The organism is Sandarakinorhabdus sp. DWP1-3-1, assembly GCF_049896705.1.
In the GTDB taxonomy this organism is placed as follows: Bacteria; Pseudomonadota; Alphaproteobacteria; order Sphingomonadales; family Sphingomonadaceae; genus Sandarakinorhabdus.
This window is the reverse complement of record NZ_JAFCUV010000002.1, coordinates 454,095-480,086: the sequence shown is the minus strand read 5'-3', so window position 1 is coordinate 480,086 and position 25,992 is coordinate 454,095. Positions and strand designations below refer to the sequence as shown.

The window sequence follows — 25,992 nt, the reverse complement described above, 5'->3', positions numbered from 1 at the left end:
TTCCGGCCATTTTCTGACCCGACTCGCGCACGGGCAAAGCCTGCCGCCGCGTCGGGACGCGGCGGCAGGGCGATGCGCCGGGATTGTGAAGACCCTTCCCGGGCGGGGAAGAGCCGAGCCGGGCCTAGGCTTTTGGCACGCGGGCGATCATGCGATCGACGACGCCCGGCAGCGCCGCCAGCGGCACGCCGCCGGTTTCGACGAGAGCATCGTTGAAATCCCGCACATCGAACCGGGCGCCCAGCACCGCCTTGGCACGCGTCCGCTGCTTCAGGATCTCGTTGTGGCCGATCTTGTAGCCGCAGGCCTGGCCGGGCGAGGCGCAATAGCGGTCGATCTCGCTGGTGATGGCGCCGCGGTCGCGGCCGGTTTCGGCGACCATCGTGTCGATCGCCTTGTCGCGGCTCCAGCGCATCGCGTGGAGGCCGGTGTCGACGATCAGCCGGACGGCGCGGAAGCGCTGCGCCTGGAGATAACCGAGGCGGCCGAACGGATCGTTTTCATAAAGGCCATATTCGTCGACCAGCTGCTCCGCATACAGCGCCCAGCCTTCGGTGAACGCATTGAAGCCGATCAGCTGCGCCATCGGCGAGACGACCTCGGGATGTTCGGCGAGGAAGGCGCCCTGCCAGGCATGGCCCGGCAGCGCCTCGTGCGCGGTCAGCGAGGCCAGCGTCCATTGCGGCCAGAAGGTCATGTTCTTCAGGTTGATGTAGTAGATTGCCGGGCGTTTCCCGTCCGGGCTGGCAAAGTTCATATAGCCGAGGCTGGCGCCGTCCTGGATGTCGACGGGCACGCGCTTGACCTGGACATCGGCCTTCAAGCCGAGTTTCGACAGCCGCGGCATCAGCGGCCGGATCGCGTCGATGCGGCCCTGGCAATAGGCGAGGACGGCGGCGCGGCCGGCATCGCTGTCGGGCTGCAGGAAACGCGGGTCGAGCGTCAGCGCCGCGGTGCGCTCGCCGACGCTGCCCCTGGTCAGGCCCTGGCCGCGCAGGATCTTGTCCATCTCGGCCTCGATGGCGCGGTTCTGGTCCCAGCCGGTCTTGTGGATTTCGGCGGCCGACAGGCTGGTCGTCGTCTGCGACTTCAGCAGATACTGATAATAGGCCTCGCCCTCCGGCAGCTTCCAGACGCCGGCATCGTCGGTCGCCTTCAGCGCCTTCAGCGCCGCCATCTGGCGATCGAGTGCCGGATAGATCTGGCCGGTGACGGTGGCGGTGGCACGCGCGGTCGGATCGGGCAGGCCGAGCTTTGCGGCACGGGTCGCGATCGCGGTGACGAAGCGCGATTGCGCGGCCGCGACGCCGCGCAGCTGCGCCTGCTGGCCGAGCGCGTTGGCGATGATGAAGGTCGGCGGGATGACGCCCTTGGCGGCATCGGCCTGGATGCGGGCGGTTTCGGCATCGAGGTTGCGGCCGACCTGGTCCAGCCGGCTGAGATAGGCATCGGCGCCGGCGGCATCTTCGACCCGGTGATAGGTGTCGAGGAATTCGGCGGCCTGACTGTAGGTGCCGTTCTGCTGGGTGACAACATAGGGGGTGCCGCCGTTGGTGCCCGAAAAGCCGAAGGGAAAGCGTTCGCCTTCCTTGGCGATGTCGAGCGCCCAGACCGCCGAATCATATTTGTTGATGTCGGCGCCCTGCAGGCCGGAGCGCGGGATGGTGCCGAGCAGCTGGCGCGAGGCCGCATAGACGCGGCGATCCTCGGCCTCGCCGGCGGGCGAGATGTCGCCGAGTTGCGAGGCGAGCCCGGCATTGGCGCCGCGATCCATGCCGAGCAGCGTCGCCTGTTCGGGGCTGCGCTGCAGCAGCCGGTCGGCGATGGTGGTGAACGCGGCGGCCAGCCGCGGATCGCCTGCGGATGGCGCAGTCGCGGCGCGCGCGGCGGCGGGCAGCGCCGCGATGGCGCCGGCGGTGGCGGCGCCCTGCAGCAGCTGGCGGCGCGTGGTGGTATCGATCATCATGAACTCCCCGTTGAAATGGTGATGGGCGTGCCGCCGGGCGGTTCGGTGCCGGCGGGATAGGCGGGCGGCGCGCCGCGCAGGCGCCGGGCGAACAGCAGACGGTCGGCACCCTTGAAGCCGAAGCGCCAGATGATCGCGCAATAGAGCGCCAGCACGATGAACTGGCCCAGCGCCAGCTGGAACCATTCGGGCGTCCGCATGAAGGCGACGCCGAGCAGGAACGCCGGAATGGCGGCGACCAGCATGATCCAGCGCCAGCCCGACACCGGATGGCCGAGGACGCGCGCCAGCAGCCGCGACTTGGCGACCGACAGGAACAGCGCCGAAATGGCGAGGCCGCCGGCCGCGCCGACGCCGCCGTACAGCGGCACCAGCACCAGGCTGGCGCCGAGCTGGATGGCGATGCCGGCCAGCGACCACATCAGATTGGCATTGCGCGCGACATAGATCAGCGCGCCTTCCGCCACCGCGGCCTGGGCGGCGAGCAGTTCCACCGTCAGCAGCACGGCGAGCACCATCGCGCCGCTGGCGAACACCGGCCCGAACAGCCCCATGCCGGCCTTGCCCGACAGGCCGAGCGCCAGGACGACGCCCAGTTGCGCGGCGCCGACCCAGAAGCCGATCTGGCGAACGTGCGAGGCGACCTTGCCGATGTTGCCGGCGGCGAGATTGGTGGTGAGGACGGGCGCCAGGATCGGATCGAACGACGATTTCAGCCGCTGCGGCAGCGAGGCGATCTGCTGGGCGACATAATAGATGCCGACGATCTCGGGGCTGGCGAAGCGGCCGAGGATGAAGATGTCGAGACGCCGCGCGCCCCATTCGGCGATGTCGGCGCCCGCCAGCGGCAGGTTCAATCGTGCCAGCCGCCAGATCCGGCCGGGATCGACCTGCCAGTGCGGTGCAAGGCCGAAGGTGCGGAGCGCCGGCCACAGCGAGGCGATGGCGGCGGCGACCATCGAAAGCAGATAGGCGATGATGAGGCCGTCGCCCTTGAGCATGGTAAAGGCCAGCGCCAGCGCGGCGAGGCTCAGCATCCAGGGCTCCACCAGCGATCGCGCGGTGACCGTGGCGCCGATATTGTGGCGAAAGGCGAGGCCGGCGAGGCTGATGTCGGACAGCACGATGGCGACGATGATCAGCGGGAACAGCCGCATCAGGCCGGTGATCTCGCCACTGGGAAAGACGATGCGGGGCAGCGCGATGAGCACCGCGGCGCCGAGCAGCGCGGCCAGCACCGACACGAGCAGCGCGTCGTACAGCGAGTGCGCCTCGGCATCGCGGCCGGTGCTCGATGCGGCATCGCGAAGGTCGGCAGCGGCGACGCCGCGTTGGGCCATGTCCTCCGCCAGGCCGCGCTTCAGCCCCAGTGTCGCCAGCATCGCCACCAGTTCGACGACCATCGTCGCATAGGCGAAGCGGCCGAGCTCGGTGGCGCCGTACAGGCGACCGGCGATGAACAGGAACGGGAAACGCGCCGCCAGCCGCAGCACATAGCCGAGGAAGCTGGTGCGGCCGCCGCGCGCCAGCTCGGCGGTTTCGGCGGCGGCTTTCGCGTCAGCCGACATGCACCCGCCGGTAGCGGCCGTGCAGGTAGAGCAGCGATTCGCGCTCCGGCGCCTGGCCGAAGCGGGTGACGCGGCCGACGATGATGCGATGGTCGCCGCCGTCGTGATCGGCGTGGAGGGTGCAGGCGAACGCCGCCTTGGCATCGCTCAGGATCGGCAGGCCGTCCCATTCCTCCCAATCGGCATCGGCGAAACGGTCGATGCCTTTTCTGGTGAAGCGGTCGGCGACCGGCTGGCCATCGAGGTCGAGGATGTTGATGGCAAAGCGCCCGGTGGCGCGCAGGGCGGGCAGCGCCGAGGCCGAATTGGCCGGGCAGAACAGCAGCAGCGGCGGTTCCAGCGAGACGCTGGTGAAGCTGTTGGCGGTCAACCCGATGCGGCTGCCATCGGCGGCCCGGCCGGTGACGACGGTGACGCCGGTGGCGAAACAGCCAAAGGCATCGCGCAGCGTGCGGGTGTCGAAGGGAGGATCGGCAAGGTTCATCGCGGCGCACCCCTACGCCATCGCCGCGCAGCGTCAATGCGTGACGAAGTGGCACGGTAATGTTGCCGCGCGACTGTGGCCGCGGTGCCGGGCTGGCCAAGCGCGGGACGGGCTGCGATATATTCGGCCGCATATAACGTATCGAGACCCGATGCTCGCCCGCCTGATCGCCCTGCTGCTGCTGTTCGTCCCCGGGATCGCCGGGGCGGCGCCGCTGCGCGTGCTGGCGGCGAGCAGCATGACGGAGGCGATGGAGGCGATCGCCGATGCCTGGGCCGCCGCCGGCCACCCGCGCCCGGTGCTGGTCCTGGCCGGATCGCCGGCGCTGGCGCGGCAGGTCATCGCCGGGGCGCCGGCGGGGGTGCTGGTCACCGCCGACACGGAATGGATGGACGCGGCGGCAGCGGCCGGTGCGATCGTGGCCGGCAGCCGGCGCAATGTCGCCGGCAACCGGCTGGTGCTGGTGGTGCCGGCCCGGGCGCCGCGTTCCGCCCGGCTGGTGCGCGGTTTCGATCTGGCCGCCTTCGTCGGGCCGGGCCGCTGGACCACCGGCGACCCGCAATCGGTGCCGGTCGGCCGCTATGCCCGGGCGGCGCTGGCCGGCCTCGGCGCCTGGGACCAGGCGGCGCCGCGGCTGGCCAGCGCCGAAAATGTCCGCGCCGCGCTGGCGTTCGTCGAACGCGGCGATGCGGCGGCGGGTATCGTCTATGCCAGCGATGCCCGGGCCTCGCGGCGGGTCGCCGTCGCCGGCGTGTTCCCGGCCGCCAGCCATCCGCCGATCGTCTATCCGGCGGCGCTGGTGGCGGCCGGCGCCGATGCCGAGGCGCGCGGCTTCCTCGCCTTCCTGTCCGGCCCCCGCGCCAGAGCCATCTTCAAATCCCGGGGGTTCACCACGCCATGATGCTCGCGCTGCTGCTGGCCGCCGCCACACCGATCGCAATCGACGCGGCGGCCCGCGCCGGCCTGCCCGCGGCGACCGCAACGCTGACCGCCCACGGCAAGACGAGCAGCTGCACCGGCGTCCGGCTGAGCGACCTCGTCGCCCGCGCCGGGTTGCCGACCGGCGAGGCCGTGCGCGGGCAAGCCTTGGTGACGGTGATCGTCGCCGAAGCCACCGACGGCTATCGCGTCGTCTTCAGCCTGGGCGAGATCGACGCAAAGCTCGGCAACGCCGCCATCATCGTCGCGGACCGCTGCGACGGCCGACCGCTGGCCGCTGCCGACGGGCCGCTGCGGCTGGTGGTGCCGGGGGAGGCGCGGGCGGCGCGATCGGTGCGCGCGCTGGCGCGGCTGCAGGCGGTGGTGGCGGCACCCTGACACCGTGATCGCCGCCCTGACGCCGGCCGAAACCCAGGCGATCCTGGTCAGCCTGAGGGTTGCAGGCGCTGCCACGCTGTGCACCGTGCCGCTGGCCTTTGTGCTCGCCTTCGTGCTGGCGCGGCGGCGCTTTGCCGGCAAGGCGCTCGTCGATGCGCTGGTCAACCTGCCGCTGGTGCTGCCGCCCGTCGTCACCGGCTATCTGCTGCTCATCGCCTTTGGCCGCGACGGCCCGCTCGGCCAGGCGCTGGCCGGCATCGGCGTGTCGGTGCTGTTCCGCTGGACCGGCGCTGCCATCGCCGCCGGGGTGATGGCGCTGCCGCTGATGGTCAGCCCGATGCGGCTGGCGCTGGAGGCGATGGACCGGCGGCTGGAGGCGGCGGCGGCGACGCTCGGCGCCTCGCGAACCCGGGTGTTCGCCACCATCACGCTGCCGCTGGTGCTGCCCGGCATCATCGCCGGCACCGTGCTGGGCTTTGCCAAGGCGCTGGGCGAATTCGGCGCGACGGCGATCTTCGTGTCGGCGATCCCGGGGGAAACCGAAACGCTGCCGCTCGCCATCAACGCCTTCCTGCAGGTGCCGGGGCGCGAAGGTTCGGCGCTGCGGCTGGTGGTGCTCAGCATCGTCATCGCCTTTGCGGCGCTGGTCGCGGCGCAATGGTGGCAGCGGCGGGCGCTGCGGCACCGGTTGTGACCATCGACGTCGCCATCACCATCCGGCGCGGCGATTTCGTCCGCGACATCGCCATTGCCAGCGATGCGCCGGTCACCGCGCTGGTCGGGCCGTCGGGTGGCGGCAAGACCAGCGCGCTGCTCGCCATCGCCGGGCTGGTGCGGCCGCTGGCCGGCCATGTCCGCATCGGCGGCCGCACGCTGTTCGATGCCGCCGCCGGCATCGACGTGCCGGCGCACCGCCGCGACCTGGGCGTGATGTTCCAGGAGGCGCGGCTGTTTCCGCACCTAAGCGTGCGCGCCAACCTGGGCTATGCCCGGCGCGCCGACCCGGCGGCGGTCGCGGCGATGGCCGAACGGCTGGGCATCGCGGCGCTGCTCGATCGCTGGCCGCGCCATCTGTCGGGCGGCGAGACCCGCCGGGTGGCGCTGGGCCGGGCGCTGCTGGCACGGCCGGCGGCGCTGCTGCTCGACGAACCGCTCGCCCATCTCGACGCCGATCGCGCCAAAGCCCTGTTGTTATTGATCGGCGAGGCAGCCCTCGACCTGCCGCTGCTTTACGTGACGCATGACCCCGACGAAGCCATCACACTTGGCGCCCAAGTCGTCACCGTCGAATAGGACGCAGTTGCAGTCCAATTGGTATTTATTGTAACGTCGTTAAGATAATCGCCGGCCACTGTGGCAGGTGACTGCTATGGCGCATTTAACTGTCGTCTTCACGACCGAAAGTTGTTTGAAAAGAGGAACGAATGCGTCTCGCCATCCTGGATGACGATCGGGAAATGTGTGCCGACGTGGCGGCCAGCATGCGCGTCGCCGGTCACGCCTGTTATGAATTCCACAGTGGCGAGGCGCTGCGCCGGGCCTTGCGCCGGGAAAGCTACGACCTGCTGCTGCTCGACTGGGAGGTTCCAGACCTGTCGGGCATCGATCTGCTCGCCTGGGCGCGTTCCACCCTGCCCTCGCCGCCGCCGGTGATCATGATGACCGGGCGGGCGAGCGATGGCGACATCATCCACGGCCTCGACACCGGCGCCGATGATTATGTCACCAAGCCGGTCGACGCCGGCGTGCTGCGGTCGCGGGTGGAGGCGCTGCTGCGCCGCAGCTATGGCCGGGCGACCGCGCCGCGGGTGGAGGCCTTTGGCGACCTTGTCTTCGATCCGATGGCGATGACCGTGACGGTGCGCGGCGAGCCGGTCGAGCTGACCGCGAAGGAGTTCGGCCTGGCGCTGCTGCTGTTCCGCAACCTCAATCGCCCGCTGTCGCGGGCCCACATCATGGAAACCGTGTGGGGCCGCAATCCCGAGATCCCGAGCCGGACGCTCGATGCCCATGTCTCGCAGATCCGCGGCCGCCTGGGCCTGCGGCCGGAACAGGGGCTGAGGCTCGCGTCGGTCTACAGTTTTGGTTATCGTCTCGAACAGGTCGCCGCCGTAACCATGGAAGGCTGAACTTGGGCCCATCGCGCGCCGCTGCCGTCGCGATCCTGATGGCGTCGGCGGGCACGCCGGCGGTGGCCCTGCGCCTGCAACCCGCACCGCTGGCGACGGCCGATGCGCCCGCGGCATTCGGCTATCGCGTCCAGCCCGGCGACACGCTGATCGGCATCGGCAGCCGCGGCCTTGTCGGCCCACGCGACTGGCAGGTGGTGGCGGCGCGCAACCGGGTCGCCGATCCGCGCCGGCTGCCGGTCGGCAAGCGCCTGGCCATCCCCGCCGCGCTGCTGAGGCGCGAACCGCTGACTGCGACCATCGCCGCCTTTTCGGGCCAGGTCGCCATCACGCCCGGCGGGGCGGCCCGGGTGGGGGCGACGGTCGGGGCCGGGACACTGCTGGCCACCGGCCCCAACAGCTTCGTGACGCTGGCATTCGCCGACGGCAGCCGCATTACCCTGCCCTCGCAATCGCAGGTCCGGCTGGCGGTGCTCGAACGCATCGTCCTCGATGGCCGGCTCGAACGCCGCTTCGAACTCCTGTCCGGCCGCGCCGATTTTGCCGTCACGCCGCGCGAACGCGAGGCCGATCGCTTCCTGGTGCGCACCCCGGTCGCCGTCGCCGCCGTGCGCGGTACCGAATTCCGCGTCGCGCACCTGGCGGCCGCCGCCACAACCATCGGCGTCGTCGACGGCAGCGTCGCCGGCCGCCCGGCCGCCGCCCGCGACGATGTCGCGATTCCCGCCGGCAGCGGCGGCGTCCTGCAACGCGACGCGATCCGGTCGGTCCGGCTGCTGCCGGCACCGGCGCTGCTCGATCCCGGCAAGGTCCAGGACGATCCGGCGGTGGTGCTGGCGATGGCTCCCGGCGGCGGCACCCGGCGGCGGGTGCAGCTGGCGCGCGACGCCGGCGCGATCGACATCTTTGCCGAGGCGGAAACCGACGGCGACCGCGTCAGCTTCGATGGCGTCGGCAACGGCACGCTTTATGCCCGCGTCACCGCGATCGATGCCGATGGCGTCGAGGGCCTGGCCGCGACCTGGCAGTTCGAACGCTTCCTGTCGGGACTCGCCACCGAGGCCGGGGCGCTGCCCGGCACGCCGCGGCGCACGCGGTTCCGCTGGCAACCGTCGGGCGAAGGCAGCCGCAGCTATGATTTCGTGCTCGCCCGCGATGCGGCGCTGGCCGACCGGCTGGTCGACGCACCGGCGCTGGCGGGGACGGAGATGACCGTCAGCGGCCTGGCCCCCGGCAGCTGGTACTGGCGGGTGACCGTCACCGCGCGGGATCGCGGCAAGCGCCATGTCAGGGTCTTTCCCGTGCAGACGCTGACCATTGCCCGCTGACACCGGGTCGCGCCGCCTGCGGCCGACACGGCTGTTCGGCGAATGGCTGGCGGTGGGCACGGTGCTCGGCATCCTCGTCACCGGGCTGATCCTGGCCGGCGGCCTGCGGCGGTTCGATCATCTGCTCTACGACCTGGTCATCACCGCACGGCCGCGGCCGCCGCCCGATGCCATCGTCATCATCGGCATCGACGAGGCCAGCCTGGCGCGCATCGGCCCCTGGCCCTGGCCGCGCCGGATCCATGCCGATGCCATCGCCCGGCTGGCGGCGGCGCGGCCGCGGGCGATCGGCTATGACGTGCTGTTCACCGAGGCCGGCCCGGATGATGCAGGACTGGATGATGCCAGGCTCGACGACGCCCTGCGGGCTTCGCCGGTGCCGGTGGTGCTGCCGCTGCAGTTCATGGTGCCGGGTCGCGACGGCCGTGCCCATGACGATGTGCCGCCGGTCGTCGGCCGCGGCGCCGGCAGCGCGGCGCGCGTCGGCCAGTCGACGATCGTGCCCGACGAAGACGGGGTGGTGCGGACGCTGGCGATGGCGGTCGACGGCACGACGCGCTGGCCCCAGGTGGCGGCGCTGCTCGCCGGCGCCGACGTGCCGGTGCCGTTCCGCGCCCGCCCGGCCACCGCGCCGCTGCGCCGCGTCGATGAACGGCTGGTCGGCTTTCGCGGCCCGCCGGGATCGTTCCGTACCCTGTCGTTCGCGGCGCTGCTGGACGGCGAGATCCCGCCCGAATTGCTGCGCGACCGCATCGTGATGATCGGTGCCACCGCGGCCGGGCTCGGCGACCAGTTTTCGACGCCGACGGCAGGCCGCAGCGGTGTCATGGCGGGCGTGGAGATCGAGGCCAGCCTCGTCGCCGACCTGCTGGAGGGGCGGCGACTGCGGCGCGCCGGCGACGGCGCGGCGATCGCGCTGGCGCTGGCGGTGCTGGGGCTCGGCATGGCCGGGCTGTTGCGGCTGCGGCCGGCGGCGGCGGCCATCGCTGGCGCCGTGCTGGTGGCGGTGGTGGTGCTGGGCACGGCGCTGCTGTTCGCGGCAACGGGCCTGTGGGTGGCGCCGGCGGGGGCGCTGGTCGGCGTGCTGCTGGCGCAGCCGTTCTGGGCGTGGCGACGGCTGGCGGCGGTCAACGACTGGATGATGGCGGAACTGGCGGAGCTGGGCGGCGGCAGCGTGCCCCGCGCCGGGCGCAGCGTGGCCGCCGATCCGGTGACGCGGACGACGCAGTTGCTCGCCGCCACCATCGACCGCGTCGATGAACTGCGCGAGATCGCCGATGCCGCCATCCGCGGCCTGCCCGACCCGACGCTGCTGGTGGCGCGCGACGGCAGCATCGCCGCCGCCAACACCGCCGCCGCGGCCTTGTTCGGCGCCCCCGGCCTGGCGGCGGTCGATCGCACCTTTGCCGGCTTGCCGCCGTTCGGCGCCGCGACCCTGGCCGATCCGGCGACGCCTTGGCGCGGCGAGCATCGCGCCGCCGACGGCAGCATCCGCGACATCCGGTCGACGCCGTGGCGCGGCCCCGACGGCACGGCGCTGGGCTGGATCGTGCGCTTTGCCGACATCAGCGCGCTGCGCCGGGCGGAGGCGGCGCGCGAGGAAGCGTTGCAACTGCTGACCCATGACATGCGCGCGCCCCAGGCCTCGATCCTGGCGCTGCTCGACCGCAACCCCGATCTGCCGCCGGCGCTGGCGCGGCGGTTGCGCCATCTCGCCACCCGCACCATCGCGCTGGCCGATGGCTATCTGCAGCTCGCCCGCGCCGAGGCCGGGGACCATGTCATGGCCGAGGTCGATCTCGCCGCCATCACCATCGAGGCCATCGACGAGCTGTGGCCGCAGTCGCAGGCGCGGGCCTTGCGCATCGACGGCAGCGGCCTCGATAGCGAGGCGGTGCTGCGCGGCAACCACCAGCTGCTGCTGCGCGCCATCGTCAACATGATCGGCAATGCGGTGAAGTTCGCGCCGCTGGGCAGCACCGTCACCTGCCGGCTGGCACCCGACGGCGACGACTGGCGGCTCGACATCGTCGATACGGGCCCCGGCATCGCCGCCGATGTGCAGGCGCGGTTGTTCGGGCGGTTCCGGGCCGGGCCCGAGGCGGATGGGGTGGGCCTTGGCCTCGCCTTTGTGCGCAGCGTCGCCACCAGCCATGGCGGCAGCATCGACGTCGTCTCGGCGCCCGGCGCCGGCGCGACCTTTATCTTGCGGGTGCCGCGGTTGGCAGCTGCGCCAGCGCCAGGCCGACCAGCGCGGGCAGGATGACCCGGGCGTCGTCCCGGCCGCCGGCCTGGACGACCTGGATGCGGGCGCCGCCGTCGACCACCAGCGTCAGGCGGTGACGCAGCGGCGGCGCAAAGGGGGCCCAGCCGGTGGCCGGCACGTCATGCCAGGCCCGGCAGCCGCCGGCGGGTTCGGCATCCGTACAGGCGCCGCCGCGGCGCGGCATGATGCCATAGCCGGCGTGAATGATCGTCGGGGCATCCGCTGCATACAGCCCGCGGGCACCCAGCTGGCGCTGGAGCTCGGCCGCCGCCGGCCCGTCGCCGGCCACGGCATAGAGCGGCGGTGGCGGCGTGCCGGCGAGCGTCACCAGCGGCTGCGGCGCCGCGCAGCCGGCAAGTGCGGCGCATCCACCCACAAGGAACAGCGCGAGCTTCACGCCGGCAATGATGCGCCCGAAAGGACATTTCAACAAGCGCAACAACGATCCGCGCAACGATGCGACCCGATGCGGCTTTTGTACTTTGGAATACAGTGAGGAGTTTTTTCGCGTGTCCGAGGCGCTTTGGTACAGCAATCACATGGCGGAGGCGCCGCCGGGGGGCATCGACCGTGCGAGGCTCGCGCTGATCGCCGTCGAACGCTCCCATATGGCGATGGTGATCAGCGACCCCAACCAGCCCGACAATCCGATCATTCTCGCCAATCCGGCCTTTCTGGCGCTGACCGGCTATACCGCCGAGGACATCATCGGCCGAAACTGCCGCTTCATGCAGGGGCCCGACACGTCGCCGGAATCGATCGCCATTATCCGCGATGCGCTGGCACGCGAAATCGACGTCACCGAGGAAATGTTCAACTATCGCAAGGACGGCTCGGCTTTCTGGAACCGGTTGCACATCAGCCCGATCCATGACGACAGCGGCAAGCTGATCTATTTCTTTGCCTCGCAGTGCGATGTCACCAGCCGTCGCCGGGCCGCCGATCTCGAACGCAGCGAGCAGCTGTTGCTGAAGGAGATCGACCATCGCGCCAAGAATGCCCTGGCGCTGGTCCAGGGCATCGTGCGGTTGAGCCGGTCAGACGATGCCCGGCACTATGCGACGGCGGTTCAGGGCCGCGTCCATGCGCTCGCCAATGCCCATACGCTGCTTGCCGTCGGCAACTGGCAGCGGGTGCCGCTCGAGGTGCTGCTGCGTTCCGAACTGGTGGCGTCAGGGGCCGGCCGTGTCGAAATTTCCGGGCCCGAGGTTGCCGTCGACGTGCCGCAGGTCCAGCCGGTGGCGCTCGTCCTTCACGAGATCGTGTCGAATGCTGTCAAGCATGGCTCGCTGTCGTCGCCGACGGGTTTGCTCGATATCCGCTGGCACGCGGATCACGACGGCGTGGCCATCGATTTCGCGGAAACCGGCGGGCCGCCGACATTGCCACCGGCCACCACGGGCTTTGGCCTGTCGATAGCCGAGACGATCGTTTCGAAGCAGCTGAACGGCCGGCTGCAGCTCGACTGGAACGCATCGGGCCTGCACTCGCGGCTGACGATCCCCAATATGGCGATGGCCTGAGCCCGTCAGGCGGTCGTGCCTGCCGTCCGCACGCGCCGCATCGCACCGCCGACGAGGCCGAAACCGGCGATCAGTAATGCCCAGCTGGCCGGTTCGGGGATGGTCGCATTGTAGAGGACGATGCCCGAGACGACATTGGTCTGGATCGTCGCGATCTGTTCGGATGTCAGGTCGTCGCCGAAGCGGGTCAGGAACGTGCCGGTCGAATCGGCAAAGCCGCCGCGATTGACCGGCAGCTGCATGCCCGCCACCGCCAGCACCTGCTGGCCAGTCGTCAGCAGCAGCGGCGACCCCGAGCAGCTGACGGTCGTCAGGCTGAAGCTGGTCTCGCCGCCGGGCAGCGGGCCGCCGCCGGTTGCCACGCCCAGCACACCGGGGGTGCCGCAGGGCGCATAGAAGACGTTGTTGAAGATGTCGTCGGCGGTGACCAGCCCGGTGATCGCCGAACTGTCCCAGATCGCCAGATACTGGCTGTAGATGGCACCGCCGGGGAGGGCGCCGTCGGTGGCATTGGTGCTCGAATCGACGATGTGGAGATCGCCGCTGAGCGAGAAGGGCGTACCGCTGGGGCCGGTGTAGAGATAGGTCTGGAACGCCAGCATGTTGATGTTCAGCCGATCGTTGGCGACCGAGCGCGATTCCCCGCGCAGTTCGGGCAGATCGAAGGCACCGAAGGCGGTGCTGCCGCGGGCATAGGAGCCGCTGCCCAGCGTGAGGTCGCTGTTCGACGTCGCGTTGGCGCCGCCGGTGTTGGTGCGGGTGACGATCGCCTGGCCCGGGCCGGTGCCGTCGCACAGCGCCGTGGCGGCGGTGGCGCTGCAGCTGCGGAACGTGGCCAGCGCCGAGGATCCGAAGGTCTGCGCCGCCGCCGGCATGGCGACCGTCGCGGCAAACATGGTGCCGGCCGCCAGCAAGAACCTGATCATGTCATCCCCCGATGCGTAAAGTTCGTTACGTTAACGAGATCATCACCACCGGGTCAAGCGGCGGCGATGGCCTAGGCCGGATTGGCCCGCAGCCATTCGCGCACCGCCGGGCCGACATCGTCGCGTTCCAGCGCCAGCGCGATATTGGCGGTGATGTGCCCGGCCTTGTCGCCGCAATCGAAGCGGGTGCCCGTAAACGTCAGCGCATGGAACGGCTGCACGCCGATCAGCTCGGCCATCGCATCGGTCAACTGGATCTCGTTGCCGGCACCGCGCTTGCCGGCGGCCAGGATGTGCATCACTTCGGGCTGCAGGATGTAGCGGCCGATGGCGGCGAGCCGCGACGGCGCGGTGCCGGCGGCGGGTTTCTCGACCAGCCCCTTCACTTCGGTGATCTTGCCGTCGACCTTGCCCGGCGTGACGATGCCATAGCGGTTGGTGTGTTCGTCCGGCACCTCGAGCACCGAGATGATGTTGCCGCCCAGCCGCTGATAGGCATCGTGCATCTCGGCCAGCGCCGGCGCCTTGGGCGACCAGAGCAGCTCATCGGGCAGCAGCACGGCAAAGGCATCGTCGCCGGTGATGTGGCGCGCGCACCAGACGGCATGGCCCAGGCCCGCCGGCTCCTGCTGGCGGACATAGGCGATGCGGCCCGGCTCGAGCTGGGTGGTTTCCAGCACCGCCAGTTCGGCGGTCTTGCCCTTGGCCTTCAGGCTGGCGACGAGTTCGCCGGCGACGTCGAAATACTCTTCCAGCGCGCCCTTGCCGCGCGCCGTCACGAACACCAGCCGCTCGATGCCGGCGGCGAGCGCTTCATCGACGGCATATTGCAGCAGCGGCTTGTCGACGACAGGCAGCAGTTCCTTGGGTACCGCCTTGGTCGCAGGGAGGAAGCGCGTACCCTGGCCGCCGACCGGGAATACGGCGGTCTTCACCGGTTTGAATGTCATGTGTCAGCCTTGTTCAACGTCGATGATCGTCTCTGGCGACAAAAACCTGCCAAACGCTTATCGGTTTCACCGCCGCAACATCACAGCCCGCGTTAAAGCCAGGGCGCCAGCGCATCGAGCGCCAGCATCGCCGCCGGCTGGTTGCGTTCCGACACGATCGCCCAGCGGTCACCGCTGACCATCACCTCGGGCACCAGCGGCCGCGAATTATAGGTGCTGGCCATCGTTGCGCCATAGGCGCCGGCGGTCATGAACGCGATGCGATCGCCGGCGCCGACAGGCTCCATCTCGCGATCATCGGCAAAGGTGTCGCCGCTTTCGCAGACCGGGCCGACGACCGTCGCCGTCATGCGCCCGGCAACCGGCCGCAGCGCGCGGATGTCGTGCCAGGCGCCATAGAGCGACGGGCGCAGGAGGTCGTTCATGCCGGCATCGGTGACGACGAAGGTCTTGGTCGTGCCTTCCTTGACCAGGATGACGCCCGCCACCATCACGCCGGCGTTGCCGACGATCATGCGGCCGGGCTCGAACATCAGCCGGCAGTTCCAGCCCTTAGTGGCCCGCGCCACCATTGCCGCATAGACCGCCGGTTCGGGCGGCGCCGGCTGGTCGGCGCGATAGGGCACGCCGAGCCCGCCGCCGACATCGATGCGATCGACGGGATGCCCGGCGGCGCGCAGCCCGGCGGCGAGTTCGCCCAAGCGGCCGATGCAGGATTCGATCGGCGACAGGTCGGTCAGCTGGCTGCCGATATGGGCGGCGACGCCGATGGGGTTGAGGCTGGCATGGCCGGCGGCGGTCACGAAGGCGGCGTGGCAGCGCTCGATCGGGATGCCGAACTTGCTGTCCTGGCCACCAGTGGAAATCTTGGCATGGGTGCCGGGGTTGACCGCGGGGTTGACGCGGATCGCCATGTCGACGCGCACGCCGCGCGTCGCCGCGACCGCCGCCAGCATGCCGATCTCGGCCTCCGACTCCACGTTGAACTGCAGGATGCCGGCGTCGATGCCCGCCGCCATCTCGTGCGGCTGCTTGCCGACGCCCGAAAACACGATGCGGTTCGCCGGCACCCCGGCGGCGAGCGCGCGGGCGAGTTCGCCGCCCGACACGACATCGGCGCCGGCGCCCATCCGCGCCAGCGTCGCCAGCACCGACAAATTGGGATTGGCCTTGACCGCAAAGGCCACCAGCGGGTTGCCGTCGCCGAGCCCCGCCACGGCATCGGCAAAGACCCGGTAATGGCGTTCGATGGTGGCCGTCGAATAGCAGTAGAAAGGCGTGCCGACCTCGGCCGCCAGCGTTTCCAGGCTGACGCCTTCGGCATGCATGACGCCGTCGCGAATGTCGAAATGGTCCATGGCGGAAGCCTTATTGCGGCGGCGGCAGGTTGAAACGATCGTCGGGGCGCTGGTCGGCGTTGCGCACCGGATCATCGACGCGCTGCGGCGCCGATTGCGTCGGCAGCTTCAACATGTCCGCGGGGGTTTTGGGGCGGACCGTCTCGGCCGCCTGCAGCGGTGCCGGGCGCGGCGGCACCGGCGTCAGCTCGCCCTGCTTGCCGCAGGCGGCGAGCAGCAGCAGCAGCGCGATGAGGGCAAGACGTTTCACAGGATCTCCCTCGCCGCGGCGATGGCGGCACGGACGTTGGCCGGCGCAGTACCGCCGAAGCTGGTGCGGCTGGCGACCGATGCCTCGACCGACAGCACGTCGCGCACCGCCGGCGTGATGCGCGCGTCGATAGCGGCAAGCTCGGCATCCGACAGCCCGTCGAGCATGACGCCGCGCGCCTCCGCCGCCTTCACCGCACGGCCGGTGATGTCGTGCGCCTGGCGAAACGGCACGCCGGCCTCGCGGACCAGCCAGTCGGCGAGATCGGTGGCGGTCGAATAGCCGCTGGCAGCGGCGGCGCGCATGCGATCGGCGTTGAAGGTCAGGCTTTCGACCATGCCGGTCATCGCGACGACACAAAGCGTCAAGGTGTCATGGGCGGCAAAGACCGGCGGCTTGTCGTCCTGCATGTCCTTGGAATAGGCCAGCGGCAGGCCCTTCATGATGATGGCGAGCTGCTGGAAGGCGCCGAGCAGTGCCCCCGACTTGGCGCGCACCAGCTCGGCGGCATCGGGGTTGCGCTTTTGCGGCATGATCGACGATCCCGTCGACCAGGCGTCGGGCAGCGTCACGAAACCATAGGGCTGCGACGCCCAGACGATGATTTCCTCCGCCAGCCGCGACAGATGCAGCCCGGCCATCGCCGCCGCCGACAGGTAATCGAGCGCGAAATCGCGGTCCGACACCGAATCGAGGCTGTTCGCCGTCGGCCGGGCAAAGCCCAGCGCGGCCGCGGTGGCATGGCGATCGATGGCAAAGCCGGTGCCGGCCAGCGCCGCCGCGCCCAGCGGGCATTCGTTCATCCGCGTCGCCGCATCGGCGAAGCGCGAGCGGTCGCGCGTCACCATGGCGACATAGGCCATCAGGTGATGGCCGAGCGTCACCGGCTGCGCGACCTGGAGATGGGTGAAGCCCGGCATGATGGTGGCGGCGTGCTCCTCCGCCCGCGCCAGCAGCGCGGTCAGCAGTGCCTTGAGGCCGGCGTCGATCTCCGCACAGGCGCCGCGCACCCAGAGCCGGAAATCGGTGGCGACCTGGTCGTTGCGCGAGCGCGCGGTGTGCAGCCGGCCGGCGGCGGGACCGATCAGTTCGGCAAGTCGGGTCTCCACCGTCATGTGGATGTCTTCGAGCGCGATATCCTCGGGCACGCCGTCCTGGGCGTATTCGGCGGCGATGGTGTCGAGGCCCGCCAGGATGGCGGCGACGTCGCCGGCCTCGACGATGCCTTGCGCGCCCAGCATCGTGACATGCGCGCGGCTGCCGGCGAGGTCCTGTTGCCACAGCCGCTTGTCGGTGCCGATGGAGGCGTTTATCTCACGCATCACCGCCGCCGGGCCCGCCCCGAAACGGCCACCCCAAAGAGGATTGGATGAAGCGATGGGATCCGAAATCGCGAGGCTCCTGCTGGTCGGCGGGGCGATGACGATCGTCACGGCCTGCGATGGCGGCGATAAGGGAAACACGGCGGCCCCGCAAGCGAGCGCGATGTACGGCGCCGCCAGTGCGGCCACCGCGACCGCCGCGAAGGCCGCCCCGATCAACAGCATCGACCGCAGCTTTGCCGGCACCCCGGCGCCCGCGGTCGCCTTCGAGCGCAAGCCCGGTGCGAAGACCAGCATGGCGGCGTTCCGCGGCAAGCGCGTGCTGGTCAACCTCTGGGCGACCTGGTGCGCGCCGTGCATCGCCGAGATGCCGGCGCTCGACACGCTGGCGGCGGCAAAGGCCGGCAAGCTCGTCATCCTGCCGATCAGCCAGGACATGGAGGGCTGGCAGGCGGTCAACGGCTTCTTCAAGCCTGGCAAGTTCAGGACGCTGCAGCCGATGCTCGACCAGCCCGGCAGCTATGCCGAGGCGTTGAAGGCGCGCGGCCTGCCGATTTCGGTGCTGTACGACGAAAAGGGCCGCGAGCTATGGCGCGTGGCCGGCACGCTGAAATGGAATTCGCCGGAGGTGATGGCGGCAGTCGGTTAGCGGTAGCGCTGCTCCGCCTCGATCCAGACGCCGGAGCCGACACGAGCCCGGGTCGGCGCGATAGTCGGATCGCGGCTGCCGGGCGCGGTGGCGCGGGCGGCCAGGACAGCGGGAAGCGGATTGGATAGAGAGCCTTCGAAATTGCCGCTGGTGTACCAGAATGTCGCCGGTCGGGTGGCCACATAGCCCGCCGACACCAGCAGCAGCGCCGCCATCGCCGCCATGCCGGCGGCCTGGCGGCGGCCGAACAGGACGGCCGGATCGATCTGGCGCAGCGCCACCAGCATCAGCCACCAGAGTCCTGGCCAGAGTTCGCACGAGTAGCGCACAAAGACAGTCCCATAGGCGAGTTGCAGCATCGCCGGAATGGCGAGCATGGCGCCGACCAGCCGGATGGTGCGCGCCGGCGCCGGCGGGCGACGCAGCAGCGCCCACAGGCCGGCGCCGGCGATCAGCAGGGCCAGCGGCGTGTAGACGAGGTAGCGGAACGGGTGCGACAGGGTGCGCACCGTGCCGCCGCCCAGCGCCTCGATCAGCGGCTCGCGCCAGTGCGGGCCACCGACCATGAAATAGACGAAATTGGGAATTATGCGGACCGGGGAGAACTGCTGTTCGTCGAGGCTGATCATCCGCGCGTCGCGCGGCACGATCGCCGAAAACCCCCAAGCGTCGACCGACCAGCCCGTCGTCAGATGGCCTGATCGCGCATAGGCCAGCGCCAGATAGCCGCAGCCGGCGAGGAACATGATGAACAGCGGCAGCACGGCAGCGCGCACGGCGGCGCCCAGCGCCGGCCCGCGGGCGCGGCGCCATTCGGCGAGATCGGGCAGCAACAGCACAAGCGTCACCGCATACAGGCCGATGGCATAGGTCTGCCGGGTGTAGACCCCGAGGCCGGCGAGCACGGCATAGGCCATCAGCCGCGCGCCGCGCGGGGCGCGGCCGACGACCAGCAGGTCGTAGACGAGCAGGGCAAAGAACACCGACGACACCATATGGGCGGCCGAATAAGGCTGGTAGTACAGGTCGGGGTTGGGCAGCAGCAGCATCGCCGCGGAGCCGAACCAGAGGATGATGCTGAGCGCGACGGTGACAAAGCGGTCGATGAAGGCGGTGCGGCCATGGACGGCGGCAACGCGCAGGATCGTCCATTGCATCGCGAACTGGCCGACCAGCAGCATGAACAGGCTGACCAGCCGCGACACGGGCACTTCGCGCAGGTCGAGGAACGGCATCAGCGGAATCCGCAGCAGCGCCGGGATTATCCCGTAATACATGTAGACCTTGCCGCCGATATACACGCCCTCGGCGGCGATGGCTTCGGCGGGAATGTCCTGGCGGCCGTCTGCCAGCGCCAGCGCGAGGTAATTGTACGCCTGCCAGGCATAGACCGGCCCGAAGAGATCGAAGGTGCCGCGCGTGATGATCGCCAGATAGGCGATGGCCGGCACGACAAAGGCCAGCAGGGGCACCAACCAGCGACGGGTGGTCACGCGATGCCCCTGGGTGCGTCCTTGAAGACGAAGCGCCGGATGGTCACGAACTTGATGACGAAGGCGAGGCCGATGACGATGAACTGCGCCACGAAATAGCGCAGGCCAAGGGCGAACAGCCCCAGGAACGCCAGATATTCGGCGCCGCGAAACATCAGGCTGGTCATCGCGAAACGACCGAGCGCCGCCGATGCGCTGCCGGCATTGCGGAACACGAACAGGCGCATGCAGACGAAATTGACGACGAACACCACCCCGAAGGCGATGGCGACGGCCAGCCGCGGCTCGACGCCGAAGCGTTCGTGCAGCAGGATCGGCAAGCCCAGCGACAGGCCGGCGCTGAGCACCGACAGCATGCCATAGCGCAGGAATTCACCCAGCCCCTTGCGACTGCGCATCAGATTGCCGGTTTCCGCATCACGGCCATCAGGCTGAGCCCGTCGGGCAGCGGCAGGTAATCCGCCAGCCGGACGACACCGAGGCCGAGATTGATCATTCGCAGCTGCCACGGCGGAAAACTGCGCGAGAAATTGGTCTCGCGGCGCTTCCGCATCCGGTAGGCGAGGCCGCCGAGCCGGTTGATCGAGGCGCTGTGGACAAGCTCCAGGCCGGTCGCCGCGGCAAGATCCGCCAAGTGGCTGGCATCATAGCGGCGATAATGGCCCGACGCCTTGTCCATCGCGCAATAGCGGCTGCTGTCGGCCGGCACCTTGATCAGCAGGTGGCCGCCCGGATTGAGGAAGCCGGCGGCCGTGGCGAGAAAGGCGCGATCATCGGCGAAATGTTCGAGCACATCCATCATCAGGATGGCATCGGCGCGGGTGGCGCCGAGTTCGGGCCAGTCGGTCGACATGAGGTCGGCCTGCAACGTCTCGACCTTTGGCAACCTGCGCTCGCGAATGCCCTGCAGCAGCGCCGGGTCATGATCGACGGCGATGATGCGGGTCGCGTGGTCGACGACGAACGGCAGGCCCCAGCCGGCGCCACAGCCAAGCTCCACCACCGTGCCGTGCAGCCAGCGCGCGAAATGCCCATAGGTCCAGCCATAGTAGTTCGGCAGCAGCCGCATCGGCTGCTGGATGGTGTGGAACGTGCGGTTGACCGCCGTCAGTGCTGCGGCGTCGGTCATGGCCGCTCCTCCAGGGTCGTCACAGGCTTTTCGTGGCGCAGCAGGGCGTCGCCCAACCGGCCGAAATCGCGATCGGCGACCAGCATCGAATGGAAACCATGCTGGTCGAGTTCGATACGCCGCATCTTTTCGAGCGTCACCTCGAGCAATTGCCGGTTCTTGCCGATTAGGTCGGCGATCAGCCCCATCAGCACCGTCACGATGCCGATGACGAGGAAGATGCCGCCGAGTACGACCGACTGAATCTTGCCCTCGCCTTGGCCGATCATGAACAGGATCAGGAAGCGCACCAGCGGCACGAGGCCGATGGCGAGGAACAGCAGCCCCAGCGCCAGGAACGCCCGCAACGGCTTGTACATCGCGTACATGCGCATCATCGTCGTGCCCTGACGACCGATGAATGTCCACATGCTCTTGAACAGCCGCGAATCGCGGGTCTTTTCGTTGGTGCGGATCGGCACCCAGCCGACCGCCATGTTCTTGCGCCCGGCCTGGACCAGCATGTCGACCGAAAAGCTGTAGCTGGTCATGATGTTGAGCCGCAGCGCCGCATCGCGCGAGATGGCGCGATAGCCGCTGACGGCGTCGCGCACCTCGATGCGCGCGAACCGCCCGGCAACGACGCTGCCCCAACGCTGGAACCGGCGTTTCATCGGCGAAAAATGCGGAATCTTGTCGGTTTCGCGGTCGCCGACGACGATGTCGTATTCGCCCGCGACGATGGGCGCTATCAGCTTGGGCATGTCGGCGCCCTCATACTGGTTGTCGCCGTCGGTCGTGACGATGATGTCGGCGCCGAGCCGCAGGCAGACATCGAGGCCGCGGCGGAAACTCGCCCCCAATCCCATGTTGGCCTTGTTGACGAGGATGTGTTCGACACCATGGGCGCGCGCCACCTCGACGGTGCCGTCGGTCGAGCCGTCATCGATAACGAAGATCTCCACCGAACTGACGCCCGGCATGCGGCGCGGTATCGCTGCCAGTGTCGCTGGCAGCGTCAGTTCCTCATTGAAACAGGGGATCTGGACAATAACTCGCACGCAAATTCCCAATACTGTGAAGGCCGGGGCACCGCCACACTAACGGCGTTTCGCCGGGCTGGGAATTGAAAACCACGCGCCGCCTGCGCCGCGCGCGGCCTTTATCCAAATATCAGTGGTTCATCGCGTCGAAGAAATCCCTGTTCGTTACGGAGTCCTTCATTTTGTCGATAAGGAACTCGACCGCATCGACAGTGCCCATCTGCATGAGAATACGGCGCAAAACCCACATCTTGGACAATGTTGCCTTGTCGACCAGCAGTTCTTCCTTGCGGGTGCCCGACTTGCCGATATCGATGGCCGGGAACACGCGCTTGTCGGCGATCTTGCGGTCCAGCACGATTTCGCTGTTGCCGGTGCCCTTGAACTCTTCGAAAATCACCTCGTCCATGCGGCTGCCGGTATCGATCAGCGCCGTCGAGATGATGGTCAGCGAGCCGCCTTCCTCGATGTTGCGCGCCGCACCGAAAAAGCGCTTGGGCCGCTGCAGCGCATTGGCGTCGACACCGCCGGTCAGCACCTTGCCCGACGAAGGCACCACGGTGTTGTAGGCACGGCCGAGGCGGGTGATGTTGTCGAGCAGGATGACGACGTCGCGCTTGTGCTCGACCAGCCGCTTGGCCTTTTCGATGACCATCTCGGCGATCTGGACGTGGCGGGTGGCGGGCTCGTCAAAGGTCGAGGAAATCACCTCCCCCTTCACCGTGCGCTGCATGTCGGTGACTTCCTCGGGCCGCTCGTCGATCAGCAGCACGATCAGGAAGATTTCGGGATGATTGGCAGAAATCGACCGCGCGATGTTCTGCATCATCATCGTCTTGCCGACCCGCGGCGGCGCCACGATCAGGCAGCGCTGGCCCTTGCCGAGCGGTGCGACGATATCGATGATCCGGCCGGTCTTGTCCTTGATCGTCGGGTCGTTGTTGTCGAGGTTGAGCTTTTCATCCGGATACAGCGGCGTCAGATTGTCGAAGTTGACACGGTGACGAACGACGTCCGGATCGTCGAAATTGATCGCGGTGATGCGCACCAGGCCGAAATAGCGCTCGCCATCCTTGGGACTGCGAATCTCGCCCTCGACCGTGTCGCCGGTGCGAAGCCCGAACTTGCGCACCAGCTGCGGCGTCACATAGACGTCGTCGGGCCCGGCGAGATAGTTGCTGTCGGCCGAGCGCAGGAAGCCAAAGCCGTCGGGCATGACCTCGATGGTGCCGGTGCCGGTGATTTCATTGCCCGCCTCGGCGGTCGCCTTCAGAATGGCGAAGATGATATCCTGCTTGCGCAGCGTCGAAGCGTTCTCGATGCCGATTTCCTCGGCCATCACCACCAGCTCGGCGGGGGTTTTGCGCTTCAGATCGTGAAGATGCATGGGGGTCTTTTCATTGAAGGAGTCCGGGCGCTGTCGGAGCGGTTTGGCTGACGATGGCGGGACTGGAAAGGCCGATCGCCAGGACGGGATCGGTAACGTTCAGATAAGCCCGCCGGCGTTACGGGTCAAGGGACCGCAGCGCCTCCGGCGGCCGGACCTGAGGCCCGGACCCGACTGTTTCACGCTCGACTTACCGCTATCTTTCTACGGCCGGTATAATTCTCGGGGAGAATAGTAGCTTCGGCGACAGGCAGGCCGTTCAACTCGGTCGCCGGCAACGATCGTTTGGGGCCACTTACGTTCGAGCGAAACCGCCATGATGGAAAACGCCACATGGCGCGCTATCTTGCGGAGCGCAATCGCTGCTGGAACGCTCGGAAAGAGCGTGACGGGCAGCGCCAGGCTGACGTGATAACCGCGGGGATTGGCAAATGGGTGACCTACAATGACGTTATCGCCTGATTGACAAGGCAAACCACCAGCATATTGAGTCACTTAACTGCTGTTGACTAAACTGCTGATTCGATTAGATATTATTCATGGACAGCACATATAACCTCAGCGGCGGGTTTAAGCCGACTATGAAGCGATTTGCCGATTTAGGCGGCCCGGATTTCTTCCCTACGCCATCTTGGGCAACGCACGCCCTGATCGACAACGAGTCCTTCAAAGGTGAGATTTGGGAAAGCGCTTGCGGTAACGGCGCAATGTCGGACGTTCTTGAAGTGACGGGACAACCGGTGGTCAGTTCCGATCTCTACGATCGCGGCTACGGCGAAGCGGGCATGGATTTTCTGGACACCGCCCGCCGATCCGACAACGTTGTTACAAACCCTCCCTACAATGCGGCGGAAGGCTTTGTTCGTTCCGGCTTGAAGGCGGCGAACCGCAAATTCGCGCTTCTGCTTCGGCTTGCATTCTTGGAAGGTTCCAACCGCCAGCGGACGATCTTCACCGATGCGCCTCCGTCGCGTGTGTGGGTCTTTAGCGAGCGGATAACCTTCTACCCTGCTGGCGCTGTACAGCAGGGTAGCGGAACGACAGCTTATGCGTGGTTTGTTTGGGACAAGGACGCTCCAAGCAATACCGAACTTAAGTGGTTCAAGCCGGGCTACAAGGCCCGTTATTCGTCCGGCACCTGAGCCAGGAACCCCCGACCTAGATCGGTGATGCTAATCGACTCGCCGTGCTCGTGGTATTGTGCGTATCCTTTCGTGAACATACTTGTGCCAGTTGTACGGTGTGAAATTAGGTTCCGCACTTTCTGGCTAAAGTAGCTGTCTTGGCGGCCTTCAAGGATTTCGGCGTCTTGGCCGTCCGGGGCGAACTCGTCGGTCAGGATTTCGATCAGGCGCGTGGTGGTGATTTCACCCCCCGCCGCTTCTGCTGCGCGAAGGGCCGGGATGATAAGGTCGCGCTCTCTAATTCGAACTGACATAAATCTTCACTCCTGCTGCCTGATATGCTAGAAAAATGTGCCCCCGACCGGTTGCACCGGCACTGGCCGTAGCCCACCGAGCGCGTAGTTCGGCGTGTCTGCTTTCCACCACGGGGGCACAGAGTGTCCAAAATGGGTTTTGCCCACCGGGTCGATGAGAGTCCTACCTCTCTCGATCCGGCCTGACCCTCAGGCATTTCCCAACGCGCAAGTCAGTGTCTCGCGGCGCGCGGGCTATCTAGAAGGTGGCGGCACTGGTTCCTCCATGGCTAACAAGTCGGTAATAATTCAAACCGGCGATTGGAACAAGTGGATTATTCCAGACGCGTTGACGTTTCTATCCAGACGCTCTAGATGTCCCCTGTCAACAGGAGGTGGCACATGGCAGACCGCAGTCCGAACTTTCCGCAAATCTCGCTCGCGGAAGCGATCGACAACATCCGGCTCGTTTACCAAAAGGAGGGGCGGTCAAAAATGCCCCGCCTCTCAGCGCTTAAGCCGCTGGGCTACACTAGCATCAATGGTCGTTCGCTGGGCATATTGGCCGCCTTGCGTGCATACGGGCTAATTGACGGGCGTGGCGATGACGTGCGTGTCAGCGAGGACGCGATCACGATTTTGAATGCGCCTCTCGATAACCCCGACCGCTCAGAGGCTCTTGTGCGCGCTTTTGAGGGGCCGTCTGCTTTTGCCCTGTTGCGGGCAAAGGGGGAGGCAAGCCCGGACACTTTGCGTTGGCATCTGATCAAGTCCAACTTTCGGGATGACGCTGCGGATAAGTTATTGAAGGTATATCTCGACAGCAAGGAGCTTGTAAACGCGCAAGCAGCGGCGTATAATTTCGCTCACTCGGAAGAGGTGGCGGACGGCCCCAAGCAAGGCTTCAATCCGTCCCTGAATGATATGATGAACCAAGTTATGCCCTTTTCGGGCTGGACAAAGCCGAAAGTTGAACCGTCTGCCCAGGAGGTGGCCGAGCATACAGGATTAGCCATGGGCGTGCATGAACGTGTTCTTCAGTCGGGGATGCTCTCAAAGCATGCGAGCTATCGAGTGATCGTTTCGGGTCCGGTTGGCGAGGCCGAGATCGACCGACTGCTAAAGAAACTGGAGATGGACAAAGAGATTTTAGCTGACGCCGCTGCCGAGCCCAGCACTTGGGCCGAAGAAGACATTGTCGGGTGAGCGACGAAAGCCCGATAGGCTTAAGCGCAAAAGCCCGCGTCATGCCCTAACGAGTGGCGCGGGCCATGGCCTACATAGCGATCGCAGCCGCCATGTCGGGCTGTTTTACATGCTTAGGCTGAGTAACGACAAAGAATTGTATGATTATAAGTGACGAGGCCCAAAGCAGGCTGCGGGATGCGCTATCGCCGGCCTCAGGCCCGGCCGTCGGAGGCCCTTCGCCAACCCCTCGTCCGCGCCCTCCCCTGTCCTACACGCCTGTTTTCGGATAGGTTTTTTTCGATCAGCGAGTCGCCGGGTTC

Annotated in this window: 26 protein-coding genes and 1 pseudogene; 13 read left to right on the top strand and 14 right to left on the bottom strand. The window is 67.8% G+C overall.

Annotated elements, in window-relative coordinates; translation table 11 throughout:
• Positions 1-124: 124 nt before the first annotated feature.
• The 3 genes from ACP7AI_RS11775 to ACP7AI_RS11765 are packed head-to-tail and all read right to left on the bottom strand — an operon-like array spanning position 125 to position 4,018.
• Positions 125-1,963 (bottom strand): DUF885 domain-containing protein, encoded by a 1,839-nt coding sequence (locus tag ACP7AI_RS11775; protein WP_426167544.1) that lies wholly within the window; start codon positions 1,961-1,963, stop codon positions 125-127.
• The gene (locus ACP7AI_RS11770) at positions 1,963-3,534 is read right to left on the bottom strand and encodes a lipopolysaccharide biosynthesis protein (RefSeq protein ID WP_426167542.1); all 1,572 of its coding nucleotides are present in this window, start codon (positions 3,532-3,534) and stop codon (positions 1,963-1,965) included. The genes ACP7AI_RS11775 and ACP7AI_RS11770 overlap by 1 nt, the downstream gene beginning before the upstream one ends.
• Positions 3,524-4,018, bottom strand: a complete 495-nt coding sequence (locus tag ACP7AI_RS11765) for a flavin reductase family protein (protein WP_426167540.1) — start codon at positions 4,016-4,018, stop codon at positions 3,524-3,526. The genes ACP7AI_RS11770 and ACP7AI_RS11765 overlap by 11 nt, the downstream gene beginning before the upstream one ends.
• A gap of 151 nt (positions 4,019-4,169) precedes the next feature.
• Here ACP7AI_RS11765 and modA point away from each other — a divergent pair, with 151 nt between their 5' ends.
• The 7 genes from modA (at position 4,170) to ACP7AI_RS11730 (ending at position 11,058) form a co-directional block, all read left to right on the top strand.
• Positions 4,170-4,919 carry a molybdate ABC transporter substrate-binding protein gene (modA, locus tag ACP7AI_RS11760; protein ID WP_426167538.1) on the top strand — a complete coding sequence of 250 codons (750 nt, stop codon included), beginning with the start codon at positions 4,170-4,172 and terminating at the stop codon, positions 4,917-4,919.
• Positions 4,916-5,335 carry a molybdopterin-dependent oxidoreductase gene (locus ACP7AI_RS11755; RefSeq protein WP_426167536.1) on the top strand — a complete coding sequence of 140 codons (420 nt, stop codon included), beginning with the start codon at positions 4,916-4,918 and terminating at the stop codon, positions 5,333-5,335. The genes modA and ACP7AI_RS11755 overlap by 4 nt, the downstream gene beginning before the upstream one ends.
• 7 nt (positions 5,336-5,342) lie before the next feature.
• Entirely contained in the window at positions 5,343-6,029 is a 687-nt protein-coding gene (gene modB / locus ACP7AI_RS11750; protein WP_426168338.1) for a molybdate ABC transporter permease subunit, read from the top strand.
• A complete protein-coding gene (locus ACP7AI_RS11745) occupies positions 6,026-6,628 on the top strand; it encodes an ATP-binding cassette domain-containing protein (protein ID WP_426167534.1) in 603 nt (200 codons plus the stop codon). The genes modB and ACP7AI_RS11745 overlap by 4 nt, the downstream gene beginning before the upstream one ends.
• Positions 6,629-6,759: 131 nt before the next feature.
• Positions 6,760-7,464 carry a response regulator transcription factor gene (locus ACP7AI_RS11740; RefSeq protein ID WP_426167532.1) on the top strand — a complete coding sequence of 235 codons (705 nt, stop codon included), beginning with the start codon at positions 6,760-6,762 and terminating at the stop codon, positions 7,462-7,464.
• A 2-nt stretch (positions 7,465-7,466) separates the two neighbouring features.
• Positions 7,467-8,792 carry a FecR domain-containing protein gene (locus tag ACP7AI_RS11735; protein WP_426167530.1) on the top strand — a complete coding sequence of 442 codons (1,326 nt, stop codon included), beginning with the start codon at positions 7,467-7,469 and terminating at the stop codon, positions 8,790-8,792.
• On the top strand, positions 8,782-11,058 hold the full coding sequence (locus tag ACP7AI_RS11730; RefSeq protein ID WP_426167528.1) for a CHASE2 domain-containing protein: 2,277 nt from the start codon (positions 8,782-8,784) through the stop codon (positions 11,056-11,058). Before ACP7AI_RS11735 ends, ACP7AI_RS11730 begins: the two co-directional genes overlap by 11 nt.
• On the opposite strand, the gene ACP7AI_RS11725 is transcribed toward ACP7AI_RS11730, so the two are convergent.
• Positions 10,994-11,455 carry a hypothetical protein gene (locus tag ACP7AI_RS11725; protein ID WP_426167526.1) on the bottom strand — a complete coding sequence of 154 codons (462 nt, stop codon included), beginning with the start codon at positions 11,453-11,455 and terminating at the stop codon, positions 10,994-10,996. The genes ACP7AI_RS11730 and ACP7AI_RS11725 overlap by 65 nt on opposite strands.
• Positions 11,456-11,567: 112 nt before the next feature.
• Between ACP7AI_RS11725 and ACP7AI_RS11720 the strand changes: the two genes are divergently transcribed.
• The gene (locus tag ACP7AI_RS11720; RefSeq protein WP_426167524.1) at positions 11,568-12,581 is read left to right on the top strand and encodes a PAS domain-containing protein; all 1,014 of its coding nucleotides are present in this window, start codon (positions 11,568-11,570) and stop codon (positions 12,579-12,581) included.
• 5 nt (positions 12,582-12,586) lie between these two features.
• Here ACP7AI_RS11720 and ACP7AI_RS11715 read toward each other — a convergent pair.
• The 5 genes and pseudogenes from ACP7AI_RS11715 to argH form a co-directional block, all read right to left on the bottom strand.
• Positions 12,587-12,688, bottom strand: a pseudogene (locus ACP7AI_RS11715) (PEPxxWA-CTERM sorting domain-containing protein); the annotation flags it as partial.
• Positions 12,689-13,578: 890 nt separating this feature from the next.
• Complete coding sequence (locus ACP7AI_RS11710; protein WP_426167522.1) at positions 13,579-14,457, bottom strand: UTP--glucose-1-phosphate uridylyltransferase; 879 nt, start codon at positions 14,455-14,457, stop codon at positions 13,579-13,581.
• A gap of 92 nt (positions 14,458-14,549) precedes the next feature.
• Positions 14,550-15,815 carry a diaminopimelate decarboxylase gene (gene lysA / locus ACP7AI_RS11705; protein WP_426167520.1) on the bottom strand — a complete coding sequence of 422 codons (1,266 nt, stop codon included), beginning with the start codon at positions 15,813-15,815 and terminating at the stop codon, positions 14,550-14,552.
• Positions 15,816-15,825: 10 nt separating this feature from the next.
• A complete protein-coding gene (locus tag ACP7AI_RS11700; protein ID WP_426167518.1) occupies positions 15,826-16,065 on the bottom strand; it encodes a hypothetical protein in 240 nt (79 codons plus the stop codon).
• Positions 16,062-17,444: an argininosuccinate lyase gene (gene argH / locus ACP7AI_RS11695; protein WP_426168336.1), complete on the bottom strand. Its 1,383-nt coding sequence runs from the start codon at positions 17,442-17,444 to the stop codon at positions 16,062-16,064. The genes ACP7AI_RS11700 and argH overlap by 4 nt, the downstream gene beginning before the upstream one ends.
• Between argH and ACP7AI_RS11690 the strand changes: the two genes are divergently transcribed.
• Complete coding sequence (locus tag ACP7AI_RS11690) at positions 17,443-18,036, top strand: TlpA family protein disulfide reductase (protein WP_426167516.1); 594 nt, start codon at positions 17,443-17,445, stop codon at positions 18,034-18,036. The genes argH and ACP7AI_RS11690 overlap by 2 nt on opposite strands.
• Here the strand turns inward: ACP7AI_RS11690 and ACP7AI_RS11685 are convergent.
• The 5 genes from ACP7AI_RS11685 to rho all read right to left on the bottom strand — a co-directional run bounded on the left by ACP7AI_RS11685 (position 18,033) and on the right by rho (position 23,067).
• Positions 18,033-19,529, bottom strand: a complete 1,497-nt coding sequence (locus ACP7AI_RS11685) for a hypothetical protein (RefSeq protein WP_426167514.1) — start codon at positions 19,527-19,529, stop codon at positions 18,033-18,035. The genes ACP7AI_RS11690 and ACP7AI_RS11685 overlap by 4 nt on opposite strands.
• Complete coding sequence (locus ACP7AI_RS11680) at positions 19,526-19,927, bottom strand: GtrA family protein (RefSeq protein ID WP_426167512.1); 402 nt, start codon at positions 19,925-19,927, stop codon at positions 19,526-19,528. The genes ACP7AI_RS11685 and ACP7AI_RS11680 overlap by 4 nt, the downstream gene beginning before the upstream one ends.
• A complete protein-coding gene (locus tag ACP7AI_RS11675; protein WP_426167510.1) occupies positions 19,927-20,658 on the bottom strand; it encodes a class I SAM-dependent methyltransferase in 732 nt (243 codons plus the stop codon). Before ACP7AI_RS11675 ends, ACP7AI_RS11680 begins: the two co-directional genes overlap by 1 nt.
• Entirely contained in the window at positions 20,655-21,698 is a 1,044-nt protein-coding gene (locus ACP7AI_RS11670; RefSeq protein ID WP_426167508.1) for a glycosyltransferase family 2 protein, read from the bottom strand. The genes ACP7AI_RS11675 and ACP7AI_RS11670 overlap by 4 nt, the downstream gene beginning before the upstream one ends.
• A 112-nt stretch (positions 21,699-21,810) precedes the next feature.
• Positions 21,811-23,067 carry a transcription termination factor Rho gene (gene rho / locus ACP7AI_RS11665; protein ID WP_426167506.1) on the bottom strand — a complete coding sequence of 419 codons (1,257 nt, stop codon included), beginning with the start codon at positions 23,065-23,067 and terminating at the stop codon, positions 21,811-21,813.
• Between the two features lie 333 nt (positions 23,068-23,400).
• On the opposite strand from rho, the gene ACP7AI_RS11660 reads away from it, so the two are divergent.
• The 4 genes from ACP7AI_RS11660 to ACP7AI_RS11645 all read left to right on the top strand — a co-directional run bounded on the left by ACP7AI_RS11660 (position 23,401) and on the right by ACP7AI_RS11645 (position 25,690).
• Positions 23,401-23,529 (top strand): hypothetical protein, encoded by a 129-nt coding sequence (locus ACP7AI_RS11660; protein ID WP_426167504.1) that lies wholly within the window; start codon positions 23,401-23,403, stop codon positions 23,527-23,529.
• A gap of 77 nt (positions 23,530-23,606) precedes the next feature.
• Complete coding sequence (locus ACP7AI_RS11655) at positions 23,607-24,209, top strand: hypothetical protein (protein ID WP_426167502.1); 603 nt, start codon at positions 23,607-23,609, stop codon at positions 24,207-24,209.
• A 140-nt stretch (positions 24,210-24,349) separates the two neighbouring features.
• Positions 24,350-24,502 carry a hypothetical protein gene (locus ACP7AI_RS11650; RefSeq protein ID WP_426167500.1) on the top strand — a complete coding sequence of 51 codons (153 nt, stop codon included), beginning with the start codon at positions 24,350-24,352 and terminating at the stop codon, positions 24,500-24,502.
• A gap of 384 nt (positions 24,503-24,886) precedes the next feature.
• Positions 24,887-25,690, top strand: a complete 804-nt coding sequence (locus ACP7AI_RS11645) for a hypothetical protein (protein ID WP_426167499.1) — start codon at positions 24,887-24,889, stop codon at positions 25,688-25,690.
• The last annotated feature ends 302 nt before the right edge of the window (positions 25,691-25,992 follow it).

What these genes read in the sequence shown, in the direction of transcription:
- ACP7AI_RS11775 (WP_426167544.1), bottom strand. Translation starts at nt 1,963, where the DNA reads ATGATCGATACCACCACGCGCCGCCAGCTGCTGCAGGGCGCCGCCACC.
- ACP7AI_RS11770 (WP_426167542.1), bottom strand. Translation starts at nt 3,534, where the DNA reads ATGTCGGCTGACGCGAAAGCCGCCGCCGAAACCGCCGAGCTGGCGCGC.
- ACP7AI_RS11765 (WP_426167540.1), bottom strand. Translation starts at nt 4,018, where the DNA reads ATGAACCTTGCCGATCCTCCCTTCGACACCCGCACGCTGCGCGATGCC.
- modA (WP_426167538.1), top strand. Translation starts at nt 4,170, where the DNA reads ATGCTCGCCCGCCTGATCGCCCTGCTGCTGCTGTTCGTCCCCGGGATC.
- ACP7AI_RS11755 (WP_426167536.1), top strand. Translation starts at nt 4,916, where the DNA reads ATGATGCTCGCGCTGCTGCTGGCCGCCGCCACACCGATCGCAATCGAC.
- ACP7AI_RS11740 (WP_426167532.1), top strand. Translation starts at nt 6,760, where the DNA reads ATGCGTCTCGCCATCCTGGATGACGATCGGGAAATGTGTGCCGACGTG.
- ACP7AI_RS11710 (WP_426167522.1), bottom strand. Translation starts at nt 14,457, where the DNA reads ATGACATTCAAACCGGTGAAGACCGCCGTATTCCCGGTCGGCGGCCAG.
- lysA (WP_426167520.1), bottom strand. Translation starts at nt 15,815, where the DNA reads ATGGACCATTTCGACATTCGCGACGGCGTCATGCATGCCGAAGGCGTC.
- ACP7AI_RS11690 (WP_426167516.1), top strand. Translation starts at nt 17,443, where the DNA reads ATGGGATCCGAAATCGCGAGGCTCCTGCTGGTCGGCGGGGCGATGACG.
- ACP7AI_RS11680 (WP_426167512.1), bottom strand. Translation starts at nt 19,927, where the DNA reads ATGCGCAGTCGCAAGGGGCTGGGTGAATTCCTGCGCTATGGCATGCTG.
- ACP7AI_RS11675 (WP_426167510.1), bottom strand. Translation starts at nt 20,658, where the DNA reads ATGACCGACGCCGCAGCACTGACGGCGGTCAACCGCACGTTCCACACC.
- rho (WP_426167506.1), bottom strand. Translation starts at nt 23,067, where the DNA reads ATGCATCTTCACGATCTGAAGCGCAAAACCCCCGCCGAGCTGGTGGTG.
- ACP7AI_RS11660 (WP_426167504.1), top strand. Translation starts at nt 23,401, where the DNA reads ATGGCGCGCTATCTTGCGGAGCGCAATCGCTGCTGGAACGCTCGGAAA.
- ACP7AI_RS11655 (WP_426167502.1), top strand. Translation starts at nt 23,607, where the DNA reads ATGGACAGCACATATAACCTCAGCGGCGGGTTTAAGCCGACTATGAAG.
- ACP7AI_RS11645 (WP_426167499.1), top strand. Translation starts at nt 24,887, where the DNA reads ATGGCAGACCGCAGTCCGAACTTTCCGCAAATCTCGCTCGCGGAAGCG.